We start from the raw sequence: 18,696 nt of genomic DNA, 5'->3' as shown, positions 1-18,696 counted from the left end.
TAAAGCAGCGCGGCCATCCTCGCATTACCGCCACAAATTGCTGAGGCCCATGTCGATCACCTCATCGGACCGGCCGTTCATGATCGCCTTGACCATGTAGAGGGTGAATCCCTTGGCCATCTCGGCGTTGATCTTGGGTGGCATGGCAAGTTCCTGGCGGTTCACCACGGCATCGACCAGCACCGGGCCGTCATGGGCCAGGGCGGCTCTGATGCCCGGCTCCACGTCGGCCGCGTCCTCCAGCCGGATGCCGCGGATGCCGGCTGCCTCTGCCATCGCGGAGAAGTCCGGGTTTTTGAACGCGGTGCCGAAGTCGAGAAATCCGGTCGACTTCTGTTCCAGCTCGATGAAACCGAGTGTGCCGTTGTTGAACACGACGACCTTCACCGGCAGGCCGAGTTGCGCAAGGCTGAGGAAATCGCCCATCAGCATGGTGAAGCCGCCGTCGCCGGACATCGAGATCACCTGGCGCTTCGGAAAGGCCGCCTGCGCGCCGATCGCCTGCGCCATCGCATTGGCCATGGACCCGTGCCAGAACGAGCCGATCAGCCGGCGTTTGCCGTTCATCGCCAGGTAGCGGGCCGCCCAAACGGTCGGCAGGCCAACATCGCAGGTGAAAACGGCATCATCGGTGGCAAAGTCGCTGAGTGCCTTGGCGACCTGCTGCGGATGGATGAGCTTCTTGCCCGGATTACCGACCGCGAGTTCGTCGAGGCTCTTGCGTGTCTTCCGATAGTGCTCGGTGGCCTGGTCGAGGAACTGTCGATCTGGTTTTTCCTGCAACAATGGCAGTAACGCGTCCAGGGTCGCGGCGATGTCACCTACGAAACCATGGGCGATTGGTGCACGCCGGCCGAGTTGTTCTGGCCTGATATCGATTTGCAAGATGCGTGCCGAACCCTTGGGGAAGAACTGCCGATAGGGAAAGTCGGTACCCAGCATCAGCAATAGGTCGCAATCGTTCATGGCATAGTAACCGGACGAAAATCCGATCAGCCCGGTCATGCCGACACTATAAGGATTGTCCCATTCGACGTGTTCCTTGCCTCTGAGTGCGTGGACCATCGGGCTCTTGAGCTTCTCGCCGAGGGCCAGAAGCTGATCATGGGCACCGGCACAACCCGAACCGCACAGCAGCGTGACGGGCCCGGCATGGTTCAGCAAATCGGCGAGAAACCGCAGGTCGGCGGGTTGCGGTACGGTGACGGGAGCGGGCGGAATCAGGTTGGCGAACGTTGGCGGTGGCGCGTCCACGGCGTGCTGCAGCGCCACGTTGCCAGGCATGACAATCACCGAGACGCCGCGCTTGCCGACTGCCTCACGAATGGCGATCTCGACGGCGCGCGGCATCTGGTCGGCACCCGACACGAGTTCGCAGTAGTGGCTGCATTCCTTGAACAGAGTCTCCGGGTGGGTTTCCTGGAAGTAGCCCGAACCGATCTCGCCCGACGGGATATGGGCCGCGATCGCGAGAACCGGGACGCGTGAGCGGTGGCAATCGAACAGGCCGTTGATGAGATGCAGATTGCCCGGGCCGCAGCTTCCGGCGCAAACGGTGAGGGAGCCGGTCAGGTGCGCCTCGGCGCCGGCGGCGAAAGCCGCGACCTCTTCGTGACGGACGTGCAGCCACTCGATTTTGCCCTGCTTGCGAATGGCGTCGGTCAATCCGTTCAGGCTGTCCCCGACGATGCCATAGATGCGCTTGACGCCGGCCGCGGCGAGGATTTCGGCAAATTGTTCGGCAACGGTGGTCATGGATTTACTCCTGTGAGGGATTTGGTCAGTCGTAGGCGACACGTAGCGTGACCCACTCGGCTCCCGCTCTGTCGTGAGGTTTTGCCGCCATCAGCACGAGGACGAATTGCCTGTCCTCAGCCCGAGCCTTCGCGAGCGCGGCTTGGACGTCCTGGGGGGTGGAGACGGTCGTTTCCTGCACGCGCAAAATGACGTTCCCCGGTTCGAGGCCATGCTCCGTGGCGTCGGTGTCGGCCGCCACGCCGGTTATCAGGACGCCCGCCTGGTTCAGGTCGAGGCCGAAACGGGCGCGGTTGGTGTCGTCCAGGGCGGCCAGGGCCAGGCCGAGATCGGGTGGGATCTGGTGAGGCGCCTTGGGCGTGGTTGCCGCCGTATCGAGCCCATCCCATTGACGGCGTGGCCATTGTTGGACCGGAATATCCAGGCTCTGTTCCTTTCCGTCTCGCCAAACGACGAGCGTGATGGTTTGTCCGGTTGGTGCGCTGGTGATCGCGCGCAGCAGTGCTCGTTGATCTGTCGGCGGCGCCCCGGCGAGATGAAGAACGACGTCGCCGGGGCGCAGACCTGCCTTATCCGCCGGGCCATTGGGCGCGAGATTTGCGACGATGGATCCCCGGGCCTGCTTCATCCCGAGCGCCTGCGCCATTTCGGGGGTTAGCTGCTGAAGCTTGACACCGATCCAGCCTGGGCGGCGCTGATCATTGTTCATCAGCCGGTCGATGACCATCTTCGCGCTGTGCGACGGAATGGCGAAGCCTATGCCGCTCCATGCGGTGGTGGAGGAGATGATCGCGGAGTCGATTCCGACAACCTGGCCTTTCATGTTGAAGAGTGGGCCACCGGAGTTGCCGTGGTTGATGGCCGCATCGGTTTGGATGAAGTCGTCGTATGGGCTGTCCATGATGTCGCGGTTGAGGCCGCTGACAATCCCGCCGCTGACCGATATCCCGATGCCAAGAGAATTTCCAACGGCGAACACGGGATCGCCGACTTCCAGTTTGCTGCTGTCACCCCATTCCAGGGCGGGCAACGTGTGGCCGACATCGACCTTTATCAGGGCGACGTCGATCAACCGAGCCTGGTCGACAAGATGCGCCGGCACCTGGGTGCCATCGGCGAACGTCACGTCGATTTGCCAGGCGCCGCGTATGACATGTGTGTTCGTGGCGATGAGGCCGGACGGGTCGATGACGAAACCAGAGCCGAATGTCCGAAGGGTTTTCGTGTCGGTGCCGGCAGCGTCCATCCCTGATCCCGTTTGTTCCGCGTCCTTGCGTACGTTGATGGCAACGATCGACGGCAGCAGGTGTTGGATCAGATTGCGTTCGGCCGTTTGCATCGTCGGCATCTGCTGCGCGGCGACCGGATGGGTCCCTGCTAGAAACACTGTCGCTATCGATGCCAGAACGCAGGTTGTGGATCGGAACATGGATATTCTCCTGTGTTCCGAACGGCGGATCTGCCGTTCGGAACACCCACGGTGCCTAGAATCTGTCGACGTCGACCACGGCCTGGGCAAAAGCCTGAGGTGCTTCCTGGGGCAGGTTGTGTCCGATGCCGCCGTTGATGATCCGGTGTTCGTACTTGCCGGCGTATTTCTTGCGATAAGCACTGCCGTCCGCGTGCGGCGCGCCGTTGGCGTCACCTTCCAGGGTAATCGTGGGCACGGTGATGACAGGACCCGCGGCAAGCTTGTTTTCCAGGGTGTCGTATCGCGGATCGCCCTTGGCGACGCTCAGCCGCCAGCGGTAATTGTGGATCACGATGGCAACGTAGTCCGGGTTGTTGAACGATTCCGCGGTGCGGTTGTAGGTGGCATCGTCGAACTCCCATCGCGGGGAGGCGATCTGCCAGATAAGCTTGCCAAAGTCGTGCCGGTATTTCTCGTAGCCCAGCACGCCGCGATCCGTGGCGAAGTAGTATTGGTACCACCACTGGTATTCGGCCGCGGGCGGCAGCGGCGCCTTGTTGGCTTCCAGCCCGCCGATCAGATAGCCACTGACGGCGACCAGCGCCTTGCAGCGCTCGGGCCACAGCGCCGCGACGATGTCGGCCGTCCGGCCGCCCCAATCGAAGCCGCCAAGGATCGCCTTGTCGATCTTGAGAGCATCCATGAAATCGATGGTATCGATGGCGACCGCCGCCTGCTGGCCATTCCGGAACGTTTCGTTGGAAAGGAATCGGGTCGACCCGCAGCCACGCACATAGGGAACGATCACCCGATAGCCCTGCGATGCCAGCAAGGGTGTGACATCGGCGAAGCTGTGGATATCGTATGGCCAGCCGTGCAGAAGAATGACCACGGGACCGTCGGCGGGACCCGCTTCGGCGTATCCGACATTCAGCAGGCCGGCATTGACCTGCTTTATCGAGGCAAACGACGTATGCGATCCCGGCCTGACCGCGGGCACGCTCGGTGATTTTGCCTTGCTGGGTTGTGCCGATGCCGCACCGATCAGACCGATCTGGGTGGCGGCGATGGTCATAGCCGCGGTGCCAAAGAAGCGCCGGCGTTGATGGTTGATGTCTTCGGTTGTCTGGATTGTACTCATTTTCGAGAGTCTCCTTGGTTCGATCGTTGACGTTCGCCAGGTTAGCGGGAGATGAAGGCGTTTTCTTTTCCAGGGTTGCTGAATATTTTCGTCAATGACTGACAGGTTGTTGCGCATTTATTGTCGTGGGGCTGTCAGACTATACTGCCGGATCGACGGGAGAGGGCGGTGTGCCACGGGCCTCGATCGCTTTGCCCGCGCGCAGACACAGATCCTCCCGATAATGGCCGGCGACGATTTGTAAGCCAACCGGAACGGAGCCGATGAGGTTGGTGGAGACGGTCAGGCCAGGCAGGCCTATAGCCGGCAGTGCCCTCAAGATGAGCTGCGCTTGCCAGACACGTTGGAAACTTTCGGCGCTTTGTAGGTCGAGCCCATCGGGGAACGGCAATTCGGCTGAAACCGGTAGCAGCAGTACAGGATATTTGGTCAGGAACAGGCGCCATTCGCGCGCCAGGGTGGCGCGTTTCACCAATATTTGGGCGACGACATCGGCGGGGTAAGCCTCGGCTTTGGCGCGAACCCCCGCAATGACCGCCAGCGCGCCGGGATCGCCATCACGCGCGGCCGCATCGGCCTGGGCCGCGTATCCGTCACCTAGCCATAGGGCCTGTTGCACCTCGGCGGCGGCCTGTAGTGACGGCGTGTCCTCGATCTCTTCGACTTTCCATCCGGCGTCGGCAAGTCGCCTTCCGGCGTCCAATACGGCTGCCTCGACCTCCTTCGCGATGTGCAACCCACCTGGACGCAGGCACATCACGGCGTGAAGCGGGACAGCCGGGCCTTCCAGCGGCGCCGGTACCCACCAGGGGTCGCGAGGATCGGGCGCCGACAGGGCTGCAAGGGCAACGCGAAGATCCTCGATCGTGCGGGCGATCGGGCCGGTTGCGGACATCAGTTGGGGGCCGATGGCGTGCTCGGGCGAGGATGCGTTGTAGGCTGGCACGCGGCCGAGCGTTGGACGCAGTCCGTGGACGCCGCACGCGTAGGCAGGATAGCGGAGTGATCCGCCAATGTCGGTGCCGACGGCGAGGTGACCGATCCCGGCTGCCACGGCTGCCGCTCCGCCGCCGGTTGACCCGCCTGGCGTCAGTGATGCGTCGCGCGGATTGCGTGTGTTGCCATACAGCAGATTGCTGGTGAACCAGCGCAGGGCGAAGGCGGGTGCGTTGCTGCGGCCCAGAAGGACCGCGCCGGCCCGCACCAGATTATCGACGGCCGGGCTGTTGGCGTGTGCCATCAGGTCTTTTTGCAGGCGGGTGCCATTGGTGGTGGCGAACCCTGCCTGGTCGGTGTTGATTTTTACCGTCACCGGGACGCCGGCCAGCGGGCCTGGGTCGTCGCCATGGGCGACCATCCGGTCCACCCTATCTGCCTGTTCTCGCACTCGTTCCGGCTGGTGCTCGACGATCGCATTGATCCTCGGGTTGACGGCATCCAGGCGTTGCAGCGCGGCCTCGGCGGCCTGCCGGGCGGAGACTTGGCGGGTGCGGACAAGGTGGGCGAGTTCAGTGGCGGGGAGGCACCAGAGTTCGGTCATGATTCGCTTCCGACCTCAAAAATCGCCTCGATTTCGACGAGTGCGTTAAACGGCAGATGTGCGACGCCGACGGCCGAACGCGCGTGACGTCCGCGTTGTGCGAACACCTCGGCCATCAGGTCGGAGGCGCCGTTCATCGCTTGCGACAAAGGATCGAAGCTGGTTCCGACGTTGAAGAAGCCACCAAGCCGGACGACCTGGGCGATACGGTCGAGATCATCGACCGCCGCTTGCGCCTGGGCGATCAGGTTGATGGCGCAAACCCGCGCTGCCTGGCTGACGGTTTCGATAGAAGAGTGAGGGCCGAGCTTGCCGATGTGGGCGGCTGCGACTTTGCCATTGGGGCCGAATAGCAACTGACCCGAAACGAATAACAATGCGCCGACGCGGGTGAAGCCGACGTAATTGGCGACCGCGGCGGCGGGGTGCGGAAGCCTGATGCCCAATTCTTCGAGACGTTTTGCGACGACGGTCATGACCACTTCCTTGAAGGGCGTTCAGTAATCCGGTGAATTTGCGGTGATCTTGCCCCTGAAGACGCGCAGGTTGACTACTGTGTAGAGAAGCATGAGGGGGAAGATGAAAAGCCCCTCGCCCCAGAACATGAAGGCGAGGCTGGAATGCGTGGCCGCGGCCTGGTCTATGGTGATGGCGAACGGGATCATATAGGGCCAAAATGAGATCGCGAGCGTGCCGAACGCCGCGGCGAAGATGACTACCACCATGGTGAAGGGGGTTCCGTCATTGCGGCGGCGGACACTGGCGATAAGTGCAATCGCCGCCACGATGCCGATGGCGGGAAAGACGAACAACCAGGGCCGATCGAGCCACCGGCCCATGACCGGAAAGTCTTTGTACAGGGCATATGTGAGTACGGCGATCAGGAAGATCATCAATCCAACGGACAGCCGGGGGATCAGGCGATACGCAAGGTCACGGGTGTCGCCCTCACATTTTTGGACGAGCCAGCAGGCGCCCAGCAGGGCGTAACCGAGGCAGAGCCCCACGCCGCACAGCACCGCGAAGGGGCTGAACCAGCCGAATTCGCCGCCGACGTAACGACCACTCGCAATGGGCAGACCCTGCACGAGCGCGCCGACCGTCATACCCTGGATAAAGGCGGCCAGTAGAGACCCGACCGCGAAACCGGCATCCCATATCCATCGCAACCGCTGGGTCTTGTAGCGAAACTCGAAGGCAACGCCGCGCAAAATCAGGCCCGCGAGCATGACGAGCAAGGGAAGGTAAAGCGCGGACAGCAGTGTCGCATAGACGATGGGGAAGGCGCCCCAAAGCACGACGCCGACCACGACCAGCCAGGTCTCGTTACCGTCCCAGATCGGAGATACGGCATGCAGCATGGCGCGCCGTTGCGATTCGTCCCTGGTCGGGCCGAAAAGAATGCCGATGCCGAGGTCAAATCCGTCGAGCAGCACATAAAGCAGTACTGCGACCGCCAGGACGAACACCCAATACAGGGCCATGGCTATTCTCCCGCCGCTAAGTGACGTGGATTGGTGTCGACGACCGACATCGGGCGATTGGGGACGGCAGCAGGGGGCGGTAAAACCAGGCGGCCCACGGGACCGGCACGCAGTAACTGGTAGATGTAGTATATTCCGAAAGCAAAGATAAAACTATAGACCGCGCCAAAAACGACCAATGAAACCAGTGCTGCTCGGGATGTCAGGAAGGGCGTGACCGCGTCGGTGGTCCTTAGCAGGCCGTAGACGGTCCAGGGCTGCCGGCCGACCTCCGCGGTGAACCAACCTGTCAGGATCGCGATGAAAGGCAGCGGAAAGCTGAGAAATATAAGCCAAAGCAGCAAGCGGTTTCGCTCCAGGCGCTCCTTGAAACTCAGGTAGCTTCCGGCGCAGGCGAGCATCAGCATGACGAGGCCGCAGCCGACCATGATCCGGAATGAGAAGAATGGAATTACGACCGGGGGCCGATCTTGCGGCGGAAAGTCGGTCAAACCGACCTCTTTGGAATGGAAACTCAGGCTGCCGATCAGGCTGCCGAGAATGGGGATGCTGATCGCGTAATGATCAGCCTCCGATACGGAGTCGGGGATACCGATGAGGACTTCGCTGGCAGGCTGTTCATCGTGCCAGCGGCCCTCGATCGCGGCGAACTTGGCTGGCTGGTAGTGGTGGACATAGTCGCCAGTCAGATGACCGAAAAAGAGTTGGGTCGGCACGAGAATGGCCGCCAGATAGAGGCCCATACGCAGCATTATTTGCCCCTCAACGGCGAATTCTCTGCGCAGCAAATACCACGCACCCGTTGCGGCGACGCAGAAGGCACCGGTCAGGTACGATGCAATCAGCATATGCGGGAAGCGCACCCAGACGACCGGGCTGAAGATGATCGCGGCCCAGTCGCTGGGGATGTAAATCCCGTCCTTAACGACATAGCCCACCGGCACCTGCATCCAACTGTTGTTGACCATGATCCAGAAGGACGAGAGCGACGTGCCGAGCGTCACCATCGCTGTGGAGAACAAATAGAACCATGGCGCGACGCGGGGACGGCCGAAGACAAGGATACCGAAGAAGCTTGCCTCGAGAGCGAAAGCGGTGAAGGTTTCATAGGACAGGAGTACGCCCTGGATCGAGCCTGTGGTCCGCGAAAGCTCGCTCCAGTTCGTGCCGAACTGGAATGCCATCACGATCCCAGAAACGACGCCGAGGCCGAACACCAGGCCAAAGATCTTTAGCCAGAACTCGAAGACCAAGCGGTAAGCAGGGCGTCCGGTGGCGAGATACAGCGCCTCAAGGACCGTGAGCCACGCCGCCACACCGATCGAAAAGGACGGGAAGATGATGTGGAACGAGATGGTGAACGCGAACTGAAGCCGCGATAGGAGAAGCGCTGTGAGGGTCATTGCAACTCTCCACCAGGGGAATCGGGTTCATCCGTGACAATGAACCTACCGTTGAGATTGGGGTTGTGCTTGGCTGCAATTGTCGAAAATTGCCGTCAACGGCTGTTCTGTCGCACATTTCCCAGGCAGTATGCGCCCCCCGCGGCTATGAGGGGCTTTATCCCGCCAATTAATAGAATTGCGGAGCTGGAGACATTTCGCCCATCGTCCGCAACTGGCTTTTCCGGATCATGTGCATCGGCGTTGGTGCACTCGACAGACGAAAACGAGACGTGCAACGGGCCATGCGGAACCGACGTCGCCTGGATGACCTGCAGCGTCACTGCGCGACGGCTGACTGTGGTGTGCAGGTCCAGAAGCTGCAAGCTGACACGGACTTTGTTGGCGGCTGGCTGCACCGAACCATCCAGCAGTAAATCCAACCCAAACTCCCGACTGATTGCGGCCTCGTCACGGTTGTCAGCCGCGAAGTGATCGAGGGAGTCGGATGAGTGAATGGACATCCATCGTGTTCAAGTTCTGTCGTGTCAGTCGCGCCCCCGTATTGTTCACGTTCCGAAGAAACTGTACAGCTTTGGGGACGCTTACACTCGCGCGCCCAGTGGGCTGAAGGAAAGTACATGACAGGCAGAACGCTCTTAGGCATCGCGACGCTCTGTTTCCTATTCTCTCAGCAGTCCGGGGCACAATCCGTTACCAACATGGCCGTCCTTAAGGGGCTCGCACCAGTGGCGGCATTGTCAAACACCGCAGAGGGCAAGGCTGCGCTCGCGGCGAATTACACCGTCACCGGTGGGATTCAGACCGGCACGATCCGGCAGCCCACCCTGCTGCCGTTCACGGATCAACAGCAACAGGCGCTTCGGGATGCCTTCATCACCTACGGCAATCTCGCCGAACTCGCGGATGGGCTGGGAACGACGCTCGGTGCTGCCTATCAAGCGCGGGCTCACTACATCGACCGGGAGCATTTCACCAGCATCTCGCAAAGTGTCGCCGGCTTGATCGCCTATGCGAATGCCACCACGGCTTCGGATTCCAACGCGGGCAAATACTTCTTCGCCAATGCGACCACCGATGGGAAGACGCCCGTGTCGGCCGAAGCGGAAGCGGTCCTTAAGGATATCAACGGCTTCCCCGACATCTTCGGCACGAGCTATGGCCGTCCGGCCGGGACGGCTGGCGCCGATGCCTATGGCGATTCACGGCCATTCCAGACCGAGTTGAGCATCTCACCAATCGTCGGTCCGGACTACTTCAACGTTCCCGCCAGTAACGCAGTTTATAATCGCGGGCCGATCATGAACCTGATCGACAGTCCTTCCTATCCAAGTGGCCATACGACCTACGGCTACACGGGTTCGCTGTTACTGGCTGTACTGATGCCGGACCGGTACCAGCAGTTGATCACGCGCGCGGCCGAATACGGCAATAACCGCATCATCATGGGCGCACACTATGCGATGGACGTGATGGCAGGGCGGACTTTGGCGCTTTATGACCTGGCCCATCTGCTCGCGAATGATCCTGTCTATGTCGGCCGCTCATTGCGGTATGCCCCTGCAATCAAGGACTTTCAGGCCGCGGTGAAAGCCGCGCGTGCCGATGTGACCGCGGCCTTGCAAAGCGCGTGTGGCAATACGATCGAGGTTTGCGCCCGAGAGGATACGGGGCGCCTGAGCAATTCTGCGGCGAACGAAGCCTTTTACGCCGTGACACAGACCTACAACCTGCCGGTCGTATATTCGAAGAACGCCGGCATCGTCGAAGATGTCTTCAAGCTTGCTCCGGAAGCTGGATATCTTTTGACTGCCGCATTCCCTTCGTTGTCCTTGGAGCAAGCCGATCAAATCCTGACCGAGACAGAAGGACCGGGTGGTGGCTTCCTGGATGACGGATCGCCTTTCGGCGTCTATTCGCGTCTCAACTTTTACAAGGCCGCGGGCATGGCAGCGGCGATTTCTCTCCGGAGATGAATTACGAGGCAATATCGTCCTGATCGGAGCACCCGCGCCCGCCGTCCGCTGGTGCGCACAGGTTGCAGCAATACCGGCTAAAGCACGTTCGGACTTGGAGATGACCCCAACCTTCTGTGTCTTAACGCGCCTAGCCGGGGTTCAACGGTGTCGAAGTTCTTGGTGATCGGGTGATGCCCTCTATGCGACTCGCCCGGCGAAAGTTCTAAGTCTGCACGACATGACGTTTGCTCGCTGTGGTCTTTGCATTGAACGACCAGATCGGCGCTTCGCCAGCGCCCATCAGGCCGCGGACCACCATCCAACTCGCCATGCCGCCGGCCACCGGCGTCGCGATGGTAAAAACCGACCACCAGCCCAGGGCTGCCGACAGGCCCCAGCGCAAGCCGAGACGGTCCGCATTCCAGCCACCGGGAAAGTTGAAAAGCGCGTACACGATCGCCCAAGCGAAAGAGATCGCGCCGATGTCCTCCAGCCTGAATCCGAATCTCTCCCGTATGGCCGGGATCGACACCGAGAAATTCACCCGATCCATATAGTTAATGAATATGACCAGAAACACCATAAAAACGATGCCATATCGCCTTTTAGCCATTCTTGTTCCCTCTATTACCGCGCAATCATCCCATGGGCCGGTGGCACGATGGCACTTCAGGCGTATGTTGCCGAGAGGTATTGACAGACCGGAGAGGCCCCATAGCCGTCACGCAAACGTGATATGTTCGACATTCCGAACGTCCTGCCGACAGGCGTGTTCGAAACGACAAACGTCAAGCGCCGTCCTCGGCCAGAACACATTGAGAGATGGCGGTTTGTTTCGTTCTGAATAGCATCTGAAGACGATGCCTTTCTTGCGGAAACAATATTTTCCGCGAAGAGATTCCAGGTCGATCAAGTGGAATGTCTTGCTTAGCAAGGCCGGGAGATGATTTGTCACGATCAAAATCTCTATCGGTAGTCGGTCCGCCCGAACCCGCGCCTCCCTGAAGCAAGGGAGAAATTTGATACGAAATGAATGCGAGACGAGGTGACCGAGCAGGGAGGAGTGGATGAATCTAAGGGATATCCTGGTCTTTCTCGATGAGAGCGGCGCCTCGGAAGGGCGCCTTCAGTTGGCGATCACGATTGCCCGGGATCACGGCGCGTCTCTCAGCGCGGTCTTTCTGCAAAACGATATACCCGACTCGTCCCCCGGCCGCGCCGCACCATGGGTCGGACTTGGCGTGGGGCCGGTGGTTGCCGGCGCAATCATGACGTCGCCGCGTGCCATGCTCGCCGATGACGCCGAACAACAGTTTCGCGATCGGCTCCGTTCCGCCAATGTCAAAGGCGATTGGTATCCGGTGGATCGGACCGATACGGCGGAGCTGATTGCCCTGGCGCAGGCGGCCGATCTGGTCGTCATCGGCCAGACAGATCCTGCTGCCCGACCCGCACCGACGTGGCGGCCGGAGGAAATCGTCGTTGGCTGCGGCCGGCCGGTGCTGATGATCCCCTATGTCGGGCGGTATCCCCAGGTCGGCCAGCGCGTTCTGATTGCGTGGGACGGCTCAAGAGAGGCCGTGCGGGCGCTCAACGATGCGCTGCCGCTGATCCGCGCCGCTGATGTGGTGACGGTGATGACCGTGCGCGCCCGCCCAAGGGACCTGAAAACCAACGGTGGATCGATGGATCGCGTCCTGCGCCACCTGTCACGCCACGGGATTACCGCTCATCCGGTAGAAGCCCTGCAATCGGGTGTCGCGATATCCGATGTGCTTCTCTCGCGGTCCGTCGATCTCGCCGCGGATTTGATCGTTGCGGGCGCCTACCATCATTCGCAACTGCGGGAGACACTGTTGGGTGGCGTCAGCAAGGCGCTGTTTCAGCACATGACCCTGCCGGTACTGATGTCGCACTGACTCGTATCGCACACTAAAGGCCCAATCTCCGCATCTTCTCCCAAAGGGTCGTGCGGGAAATGCCGAGCAGAACGGCGGCTTTGGCGATTTCACCGTTGGTTTGGGACAGTGCCTTCTCGATGTGCCGGCGTTCGGCGTGTTCGCGTGCCTCCGCGAGGCTGGCTACCCGTTCTCCCGGCCGATCGAGTAAGACCTGCTCTGGAAAGATCGCCTGGGCGCCGATCTGTGGTGCTCCATTTGTCAGCGCCACGGCACGTTCCAGGCGATTGCGCAGTTCGCGGACGTTTCCCGGCCAACCATGCTCGCGCAGCGCGGCTCTCGCGGACGGCGTCAACGACGGTACACGATGGCCGGCTCCGCGCGCGAACTGGGCAAGGTAATGTTCGACGAGCGGGATGATATCTTCACCCCGGCTCCGCAGCGGCGGAATACGCAGTTCGATCACGTTCAACCGATAGTAAAGGTCGGCTCTGAAGGTCCCATTGGCAACAAGCGCAGGAAGATCGGCATTGCTTGAGGAGACGATGCGGGCCTCCGATACCAGTTCATGCGTGCCACCCAGCCTGCGGTAGCTGCCGTCTTCCAACAGGCGCAGAAGCTTACCCTGCAGCAAGGGCGGAAGCGCCGATACCTCGTCCAGGAACAGGGTGCCGCCGCCGGCCTGTTCAACCAGGCCGACATGGGCGATTCGCGAGCCGACCACGCCGCCGCGCTCGTGCCCAAACATCTCACTCTCTGCCCGATCGACCGGGATCGTCGCACAACTGAGGACAACGAAGGGCAGGTCCCGCCGTATCGAGGCGTTGTGCAGATGACGAGCCGCGACTTCCTTGCCGACGCCGGTCTCACCCAGCAGCAAGACCGGGCTGGCCATGTCGGTGACGCGCAGAAGCTCCGCTTCAACACTATGCATCGCTGCCGAGGCGCTTAATGTTTCGCGGCCTGTGCTGCCGCTGCCGGCGGTGACTTCCCGGGCGCAAAGGGCGGCGATCTTGCGCAGCAGAACGTCGATTTCGAATGGCTTGGTCACGTAATCGTCGGCGCCAGCCTGCATCAGACGGACGGCCTGTTCGACCTCGCCGAATGCGGTGATGAAGACCACCGGCGTTGCTCCAAGGTCGGGAAGGGCGCGCCGGAACAGTTGTTCGCCATCCAGATCCGGCAGGCGGATGTCGCAAACCAGAACCCGGCAGCCGGCACTGGGCAGGTGGGACAGCGCCTCCTCACCGGACTGCCACCAGATTGCGCGGTAGCCCTCCAACTGGAGGCGCTGCACCAGCGATTCGCCCATGATCGGATCGTCATCGACGATGCCGATGACAGGCCGCAGTTCGGCGGATACCGGACTGGCCGGGGCCGAAACGGATGCTGTCATGTCGTGGCCCTCCGCGCTGGTCCGCCGCCTGGCGGCAACGTCACGACAATGCGCGATCCGTGATCCCCGGTTGCGGTCGTTGCGGCGATGCGGCCACCGAGGCCGTGGACAAGATCGCGCACGACGCGGATGCCGAGGCCGCGGGGCGGATCTTGCGCCGTGCTGACACCCACCTCGGTGAGTGCGGCTGCGACGGGTTGCGGCAGTCCGGGGCCGTCATCGACCACCGCCAGGTTCAGCGCCGTCGATCCGGCTTGATCGGACTCCGCCCCGATCCACGCGCGAAAGCCGACTTCGCTACCCGGTGGCGATGCCTCACAGGCGTTCAGGAGCAGGTTCAGGGCGATCTGCCTGGTCTCTGTCGCGGCGACGTCCACGGTTTCCTCGATGCTGCTTTGCCAGGACAGAAGCAGGTGCCGGCGGGCGAGTTCGGGTTCAATCAGGACGCGCAGATCGTCCAGGTCACTAGGGGTCAGCCGCGGGCTGTCGGGCGGCATGCGGTGAAAGGCGAGCACCGAGTCCGCGACGTTGCGTATGCTCCACAGGCCGCGTTCGACCAGGTCGAGGCCTTTGCTCCGGACATCCGGATCGTCGCCGAATTTGCGCACCGTATCGAGCGCCGTTGCCATGCCGCCGAGCGGGTTGCGCACTTCGTGCGCCACGGTGGCGGCGAGACGCCCGAGGACGCTCTCCTGCTCGCGCTGGGCCAAGCGGGCTGCCATGGCTTCCCGCTCGTCCAACGCCTCCACGAGGCCGTTGTAGCCTCGCAGTAGGCGGCCATACTCGGTCGATGCGGGGGGCAGCATCGCCGACGACACAATCGCGATGTCACCAGCCTGGGCGCGGCGCAAGCGTTCGGTCAGCAGGCGAAGCGGCTGCACCATGCGGCGCACGATCATGAAACCGATCGCCGCGGCGCCCAGACTCGCGGAGATGGTCGCCAACAGCAGATTGCGGCGAAGCGCGTGGCGTTCCTCGACGAGTGGTTTCAGTTCCAGCGCGACATAGAGGTCGGCGACATGCTTTCCCTCCCGCTCGATGGTGCGCTTGGCCCAGCCCGTACCGGTTTTTTCGTCGAAGACGAAGCCGCCACCCCGTTCGAGCCGGCGGCCAAGGCTGGCATCGTGGATCGGGTCTTTCGTGTTGGCATCATTCGCCTTGGCGGACACATCGGCGAACAATGTTCCATCCGGCAGCCGCACCATTGCCCGTTCTTCACGCATGCTCTGGTGGAACCACATCGTGCGGTTCAGGGCTTCCAAGGTGTTGGCGAGGTTGCGGGCGGCGACGTGTGGGTAGACGGTCGTGGAAATGCCGTCGAGGTAGACGGCGGCCAGGCGCCGTACACTGAGTTCCTGCTCGTAAGCGACGGTGGACATCAGGACATGCGAGACCGCGACCGCGACGGCCAGGATCAGGGCGCCTGAGACGATCGGGACTCGCGCTGTCAGTGGCCACGGTCGCCGCCACTTCGTCCACGGGTGCCGCTCACGCATCTGTGAAGTGTTCGGATGACCTGACGCGGCTTCGCGGGGCATGTCCGGAAAGCCGAACGTGGCGGGATTTGCCTGTTCAGAATCCATTGGGGAAGCCGCTCCGAGGTTATTCCGCCAGTGCTACGAAAGCACCGTTCTTATCGGTAATCGTCTCGTATCCGAGAAGGAATCAGATTGCTTCCGAATATTCGTCATTGCCCCTCTTCGGCCGAGAGACACTTTCTAGAGCCGGCTCGACGGCCGGTCGAGGATTTCGTGTTTCCGAGGTGCAGAATGAAGACGGTGGTTTGGCGGCTTTTGTCCCCGTTGGCGGTTTCGGCGATGCGCGCACCCACCGTTCGGGCGAGGGGGGCCGCCAAGGTCAGGGCGGGGCGTGAATGAATGTCCGCGCCCAAAGACCGGGAACAGCTGAAGCCCAGCTTCATCGCCATCTTCATGGAACATCCGGTCATTACGCTTGTCGCGGCAATGGCCATTGCAGTGGTGGTGTTCAGCCATCTGTTGAACTGATGCCGGCCCTCGCGGTTTCCGCGTTCGCGACCGATTTTTGAGTTGAAAGGAGCTGGGCGGATGGATTTTTCCCTCACCCTGATCGACCTTGCCGGATCCGTGGCGCTTCTGCTGTGGGGCGTCCACATGGTCCAAACCGGCGTGCAGCGGGCCTTCGGGGCCAAACTGCGGAGCTTTTTGGGCACTGCTCTGCGAAACCGCTTCAAGGCGTTTCTGGCCGGGATCGGCGTCACCGCCCTGTTGCAGAGCAGCACGGCGACCGGTCTTATGGTGACTGGCTTCGCCGCCGGCGGGCTTGTCGATCTGGTACCCGCGCTGGCCGTCATGCTGGGGGCCAATGTCGGCACCACCCTTATCGTGCAAGTGCTGTCCTTCGATGTCGCCGAGGTGGCGCCGGCGCTGATCCTGATCGGCTTGCTGATGTTCCGCCGGGCGTCGGCCGGCCCGCGGGATTTCGGCCGCGTGCTGATCGGCCTTGGCCTGGTGCTGATGGCCCTGCATCAGTTCGTCGACCTGCTGATGCCGTATGAGACGGTCCCGAGCCTGCGGACGTTCCTTGAGGCTGTGTCAACCCAGCCGGTGCTGGACGTCATCCTGGCCGCCGCACTGACCTGGGCGGCCCATTCCAGCGTGGCCGTCGTACTGCTGGTCATGTCTTTCGCGAGCAAGGGAACAGTGCCACCCGAGGCCGCTTTCGCACTGGTGCTTGGGGCGAATCTTGGCACCGCTATCAATCCTGTTCTGGAGGGCACGACCAGCAACGACCCGGCGTCCAAGCGGTTGCCCCTTGGCAACCTGGTGAACCGGATCCTCGGTGTCGCCGCCGCCCTCGCCGTATTGCCGTATGTCGGGCCGTGGGTGGTCGCCATCGAGCCGGACAATTCCCGTGCGGTGGCCGATTTCCACACCGGTTTCAACCTGGTGCTGGCATTGCTGTTTTTCCCGCTGCTGACACCCTATGCCGGGTTGTTGCGGCGTTGGCTGCCTGCCCAGGTGAGCGCGAGCGATCCCGCGCGACCGATGTATCTGGACAGTTCTGCTCGGGAAACGCCCGTGATCGCGCTGGGCGCCGCGGCGCGAGAGGCCCTGCGCTTGGCGGACGTGCTGGAGAGCATGCTGCAAGGTGTTCGCGACGTATTCGAAAAGACGGATCGGCGGCAGATAAGCGGCACGAAGCGCCTGGACGATGTGCTCGACAAGCTGAACACCGCCATCAAAAATTACCTGACATCGCTCGATCCCGAGGCGATGAGCGATGCCGATCATCACCGTGTCACAGAAATCCTGGCTTTTGCGACGAACATGGAGCAGGCCGGGGACATCGTGGACAAGAACCTGCTGGGTGTGGCCACGAAAAAGTTCAAGCGCGGACTGGCTTTCTCCAAGGAGGGGGGAGCCGAACTGCTGGCCATGATCGATCGGTTGATGGCCAATCTTCGGGCGGCGGCGTCGTTGTTGTTCATGACCGAAGACAAGCGCGCCGCACGCCTGCTGGTGTCCGAGAAGGAAGCGTTCCGCAGCATGGAGGCGGCCGCCACCGCATCGCATTTCGCGCGCCTCCGGTCCGGCCGGATCGATACGGCCGAGACCAGTTCGTTGCACCTGGACGCATTGCGCGACCTGAAGCGGATCAACGCGCATCTGGTCGCCGCGGCAGCCTATCCCGTGCTGGAAGGCAAGGGCGAGTTGTTGCCGAGCCGGTTGCGTCAGGACGATTGAGCAGAATTTCAAGATACCACGGGTGGCGGGCCTGACGGGCTTGCTGGTTACGCGACGGAGGCTGACTGCATGGCGAAGCCTACAAAGAAGACTGCTTCGTCGTCGACCGCGAGCAGCAAGAAGCGGTCGACGAAGCCGGGAAAGCCGCCACGGACACCCATGGGGTTCGAGATCGATTTCGATCCGGCAAGCCAATCAGGCCGGCCGGTTCCCGCTGAACCTGTGTCGTTGCCAAGGGTACTAAGGTCACACGGCAACCCGGAGGTGCTGAACCGGCTGTGGACAATCATTGAGAGCCGGAAGAATGCCGATCCGGATATCAGCCATTCAGCACGGCTGCTGGCCCGGGGGACAGCGCGGGTGGCGCAGAAACTCGGCGAGGAAGCGGTCGAATGCCTTATCGAGGCCATTGCGGGTAACCGCGTCGGCCTGATCGGGGAGAGCGCCGATGTGCTCTACCACCTCCTCGTTACGTGGGTGGACGCCGGCATTCGGCCGGAGGAAGTGTGGCAGGAGTTGCAACAGCGCGAGAGAGTCAGCCACCTGACGGAGGGCGCGGCCGTGCCGTTGAAGCGGTTGCTTGGCAGCGTGCAGATTGGAACGAGTAAGATACCTTGAACTGTCGCATCCACGGTTCGGCTGAAATCAATGCGGCTACGATAAATTGTCTGGGCAATTTTAGGATTCCTATTTGTTTAGTACGTTGGCTGGGATGGATTGTCCGTTCAGCAGAGCCGACTGTCATGCACTCGTTTGATCGGAATTGCGCCGAGATCAACGCGATCGAAACACCGAACGTTGGCGGTCCAAACCGAGGCATCGGTCCTTGCCCTCCGAAACGCCTGCACGCCAAGGCCACCGTTAGACTGGAAAACCGCAGGAAACGCGCCAATGGAACGCCGACTGTCTGGCCGTTGTTCTCTATCGAACCGTTCAGGTGTTCGCCCGATTTTCCTGGTGTCAGGAGTTTTACAGATTGTGCAAC

16 protein-coding genes are annotated in these 18,696 nt (G+C 61.8%); 5 read left to right on the top strand and 11 right to left on the bottom strand.

What is annotated here, in order from left to right; all coding sequences use genetic code 11:
* Nucleotides 1–24: 24 nt before the first annotated feature.
* The 8 genes from poxB to GSQ89_RS34990 form a co-directional block, all read right to left on the bottom strand.
* The gene (gene poxB / locus GSQ89_RS35025; protein ID WP_158932743.1) at nucleotides 25–1,755 is read right to left on the bottom strand and encodes a ubiquinone-dependent pyruvate dehydrogenase; all 1,731 of its coding nucleotides are present in this window, start codon (nucleotides 1,753–1,755) and stop codon (nucleotides 25–27) included.
* 25 nt (nucleotides 1,756–1,780) lie between these two features.
* A complete protein-coding gene (locus tag GSQ89_RS35020; RefSeq protein ID WP_158932742.1) occupies nucleotides 1,781–3,184 on the bottom strand; it encodes a trypsin-like peptidase domain-containing protein in 1,404 nt (467 codons plus the stop codon).
* Nucleotides 3,185–3,239: 55 nt separating this feature from the next.
* Nucleotides 3,240–4,424, bottom strand: coding sequence for an alpha/beta fold hydrolase (locus GSQ89_RS35015; RefSeq protein WP_254073528.1), 1,185 nt, complete (start codon nucleotides 4,422–4,424; stop codon nucleotides 3,240–3,242).
* 22 nt (nucleotides 4,425–4,446) lie between these two features.
* Nucleotides 4,447–5,847: an amidase family protein gene (locus GSQ89_RS35010; protein WP_158932741.1), complete on the bottom strand. Its 1,401-nt coding sequence runs from the start codon at nucleotides 5,845–5,847 to the stop codon at nucleotides 4,447–4,449.
* Entirely contained in the window at nucleotides 5,844–6,323 is a 480-nt protein-coding gene (locus GSQ89_RS35005; RefSeq protein ID WP_158932740.1) for a RidA family protein, read from the bottom strand. Before GSQ89_RS35005 ends, GSQ89_RS35010 begins: the two co-directional genes overlap by 4 nt.
* Before the next feature lie 21 nt (nucleotides 6,324–6,344).
* The gene (gene cydB, locus GSQ89_RS35000; RefSeq protein ID WP_158932739.1) at nucleotides 6,345–7,331 is read right to left on the bottom strand and encodes a cytochrome d ubiquinol oxidase subunit II; all 987 of its coding nucleotides are present in this window, start codon (nucleotides 7,329–7,331) and stop codon (nucleotides 6,345–6,347) included.
* A 2-nt stretch (nucleotides 7,332–7,333) separates the two neighbouring features.
* On the bottom strand, nucleotides 7,334–8,734 hold the full coding sequence (locus GSQ89_RS34995; RefSeq protein WP_158932738.1) for a cytochrome ubiquinol oxidase subunit I: 1,401 nt from the start codon (nucleotides 8,732–8,734) through the stop codon (nucleotides 7,334–7,336).
* Nucleotides 8,735–8,829: 95 nt separating this feature from the next.
* Nucleotides 8,830–9,156, bottom strand: a complete 327-nt coding sequence (locus GSQ89_RS34990) for a hypothetical protein (protein WP_158932737.1) — start codon at nucleotides 9,154–9,156, stop codon at nucleotides 8,830–8,832.
* Between the two features lie 198 nt (nucleotides 9,157–9,354).
* Between GSQ89_RS34990 and GSQ89_RS34985 the strand changes: the two genes are divergently transcribed.
* Nucleotides 9,355–10,710, top strand: a complete 1,356-nt coding sequence (locus tag GSQ89_RS34985; RefSeq protein WP_174254974.1) for a phosphatase PAP2 family protein — start codon at nucleotides 9,355–9,357, stop codon at nucleotides 10,708–10,710.
* A gap of 205 nt (nucleotides 10,711–10,915) precedes the next feature.
* On the opposite strand, the gene GSQ89_RS34980 is transcribed toward GSQ89_RS34985, so the two are convergent.
* Nucleotides 10,916–11,275, bottom strand: coding sequence for an MFS transporter (locus tag GSQ89_RS34980; protein ID WP_256367374.1), 360 nt, complete (start codon nucleotides 11,273–11,275; stop codon nucleotides 10,916–10,918).
* A 484-nt stretch (nucleotides 11,276–11,759) separates the two neighbouring features.
* Here GSQ89_RS34980 and GSQ89_RS34975 point away from each other — a divergent pair, with 484 nt between their 5' ends.
* Nucleotides 11,760–12,611 carry a universal stress protein gene (locus tag GSQ89_RS34975; protein ID WP_158932735.1) on the top strand — a complete coding sequence of 284 codons (852 nt, stop codon included), beginning with the start codon at nucleotides 11,760–11,762 and terminating at the stop codon, nucleotides 12,609–12,611.
* Nucleotides 12,612–12,624: 13 nt separating this feature from the next.
* Here the strand turns inward: GSQ89_RS34975 and GSQ89_RS34970 are convergent, their stop codons facing one another.
* Nucleotides 12,625–13,986 carry a sigma-54 dependent transcriptional regulator gene (locus tag GSQ89_RS34970; RefSeq protein ID WP_158932734.1) on the bottom strand — a complete coding sequence of 454 codons (1,362 nt, stop codon included), beginning with the start codon at nucleotides 13,984–13,986 and terminating at the stop codon, nucleotides 12,625–12,627.
* Complete coding sequence (locus GSQ89_RS34965) at nucleotides 13,983–15,569, bottom strand: sensor histidine kinase (RefSeq protein WP_158932733.1); 1,587 nt, start codon at nucleotides 15,567–15,569, stop codon at nucleotides 13,983–13,985. Before GSQ89_RS34965 ends, GSQ89_RS34970 begins: the two co-directional genes overlap by 4 nt.
* Nucleotides 15,570–15,863: 294 nt before the next feature.
* Between GSQ89_RS34965 and GSQ89_RS39840 the strand changes: the two genes are divergently transcribed.
* From GSQ89_RS39840 to GSQ89_RS34955, 3 genes are all read left to right on the top strand, one after another.
* Nucleotides 15,864–15,992, top strand: a complete 129-nt coding sequence (locus GSQ89_RS39840) for a hypothetical protein (RefSeq protein WP_256367371.1) — start codon at nucleotides 15,864–15,866, stop codon at nucleotides 15,990–15,992.
* A gap of 60 nt (nucleotides 15,993–16,052) precedes the next feature.
* Nucleotides 16,053–17,711: a Na/Pi cotransporter family protein gene (locus tag GSQ89_RS34960; RefSeq protein WP_158932732.1), complete on the top strand. Its 1,659-nt coding sequence runs from the start codon at nucleotides 16,053–16,055 to the stop codon at nucleotides 17,709–17,711.
* A gap of 159 nt (nucleotides 17,712–17,870) precedes the next feature.
* Complete coding sequence (locus tag GSQ89_RS34955) at nucleotides 17,871–18,329, top strand: phosphoribosyl-ATP diphosphatase (RefSeq protein ID WP_254073527.1); 459 nt, start codon at nucleotides 17,871–17,873, stop codon at nucleotides 18,327–18,329.
* Nucleotides 18,330–18,696: the final 367 nt, after the last annotated feature.

Origin of the sequence: Acidisphaera sp. S103, from assembly GCF_009765975.1 — a bacterium.
Taxonomy (GTDB): domain Bacteria; phylum Pseudomonadota; class Alphaproteobacteria; order Acetobacterales; family Acetobacteraceae; genus Rhodopila.
The sequence above is the reverse complement of the archived record's forward strand: the minus strand, read 5'-3'. Positions and strand labels throughout refer to the sequence as shown.

Bases quoted from the DNA above. Each gene is read 5' to 3' on its own strand.
- GSQ89_RS34965 (WP_158932733.1), bottom strand. From the start codon at position 15,569: ATGGATTCTGAACAGGCAAATCCCGCCACGTTCGGCTTTCCGGACATG.
- GSQ89_RS35005 (WP_158932740.1), bottom strand. From the start codon at position 6,323: ATGACCGTCGTCGCAAAACGTCTCGAAGAATTGGGCATCAGGCTTCCG.
- cydB (WP_158932739.1), bottom strand. From the start codon at position 7,331: ATGGCCCTGTATTGGGTGTTCGTCCTGGCGGTCGCAGTACTGCTTTAT.
- GSQ89_RS35015 (WP_254073528.1), bottom strand. From the start codon at position 4,424: ATGCGCAACAACCTGTCAGTCATTGACGAAAATATTCAGCAACCCTGG.
- GSQ89_RS34960 (WP_158932732.1), top strand. From the start codon at position 16,053: ATGGATTTTTCCCTCACCCTGATCGACCTTGCCGGATCCGTGGCGCTT.
- GSQ89_RS34985 (WP_174254974.1), top strand. From the start codon at position 9,355: ATGACAGGCAGAACGCTCTTAGGCATCGCGACGCTCTGTTTCCTATTC.
- GSQ89_RS34955 (WP_254073527.1), top strand. From the start codon at position 17,871: ATGGGGTTCGAGATCGATTTCGATCCGGCAAGCCAATCAGGCCGGCCG.
- GSQ89_RS34970 (WP_158932734.1), bottom strand. From the start codon at position 13,986: ATGACAGCATCCGTTTCGGCCCCGGCCAGTCCGGTATCCGCCGAACTG.
- GSQ89_RS39840 (WP_256367371.1), top strand. From the start codon at position 15,864: ATGTCCGCGCCCAAAGACCGGGAACAGCTGAAGCCCAGCTTCATCGCC.
- GSQ89_RS34975 (WP_158932735.1), top strand. From the start codon at position 11,760: ATGAATCTAAGGGATATCCTGGTCTTTCTCGATGAGAGCGGCGCCTCG.
- GSQ89_RS34980 (WP_256367374.1), bottom strand. From the start codon at position 11,275: ATGGTGTTTCTGGTCATATTCATTAACTATATGGATCGGGTGAATTTC.
- GSQ89_RS35010 (WP_158932741.1), bottom strand. From the start codon at position 5,847: ATGACCGAACTCTGGTGCCTCCCCGCCACTGAACTCGCCCACCTTGTC.
- GSQ89_RS35020 (WP_158932742.1), bottom strand. From the start codon at position 3,184: ATGTTCCGATCCACAACCTGCGTTCTGGCATCGATAGCGACAGTGTTT.
- GSQ89_RS34995 (WP_158932738.1), bottom strand. From the start codon at position 8,734: ATGACCCTCACAGCGCTTCTCCTATCGCGGCTTCAGTTCGCGTTCACC.
- poxB (WP_158932743.1), bottom strand. From the start codon at position 1,755: ATGACCACCGTTGCCGAACAATTTGCCGAAATCCTCGCCGCGGCCGGC.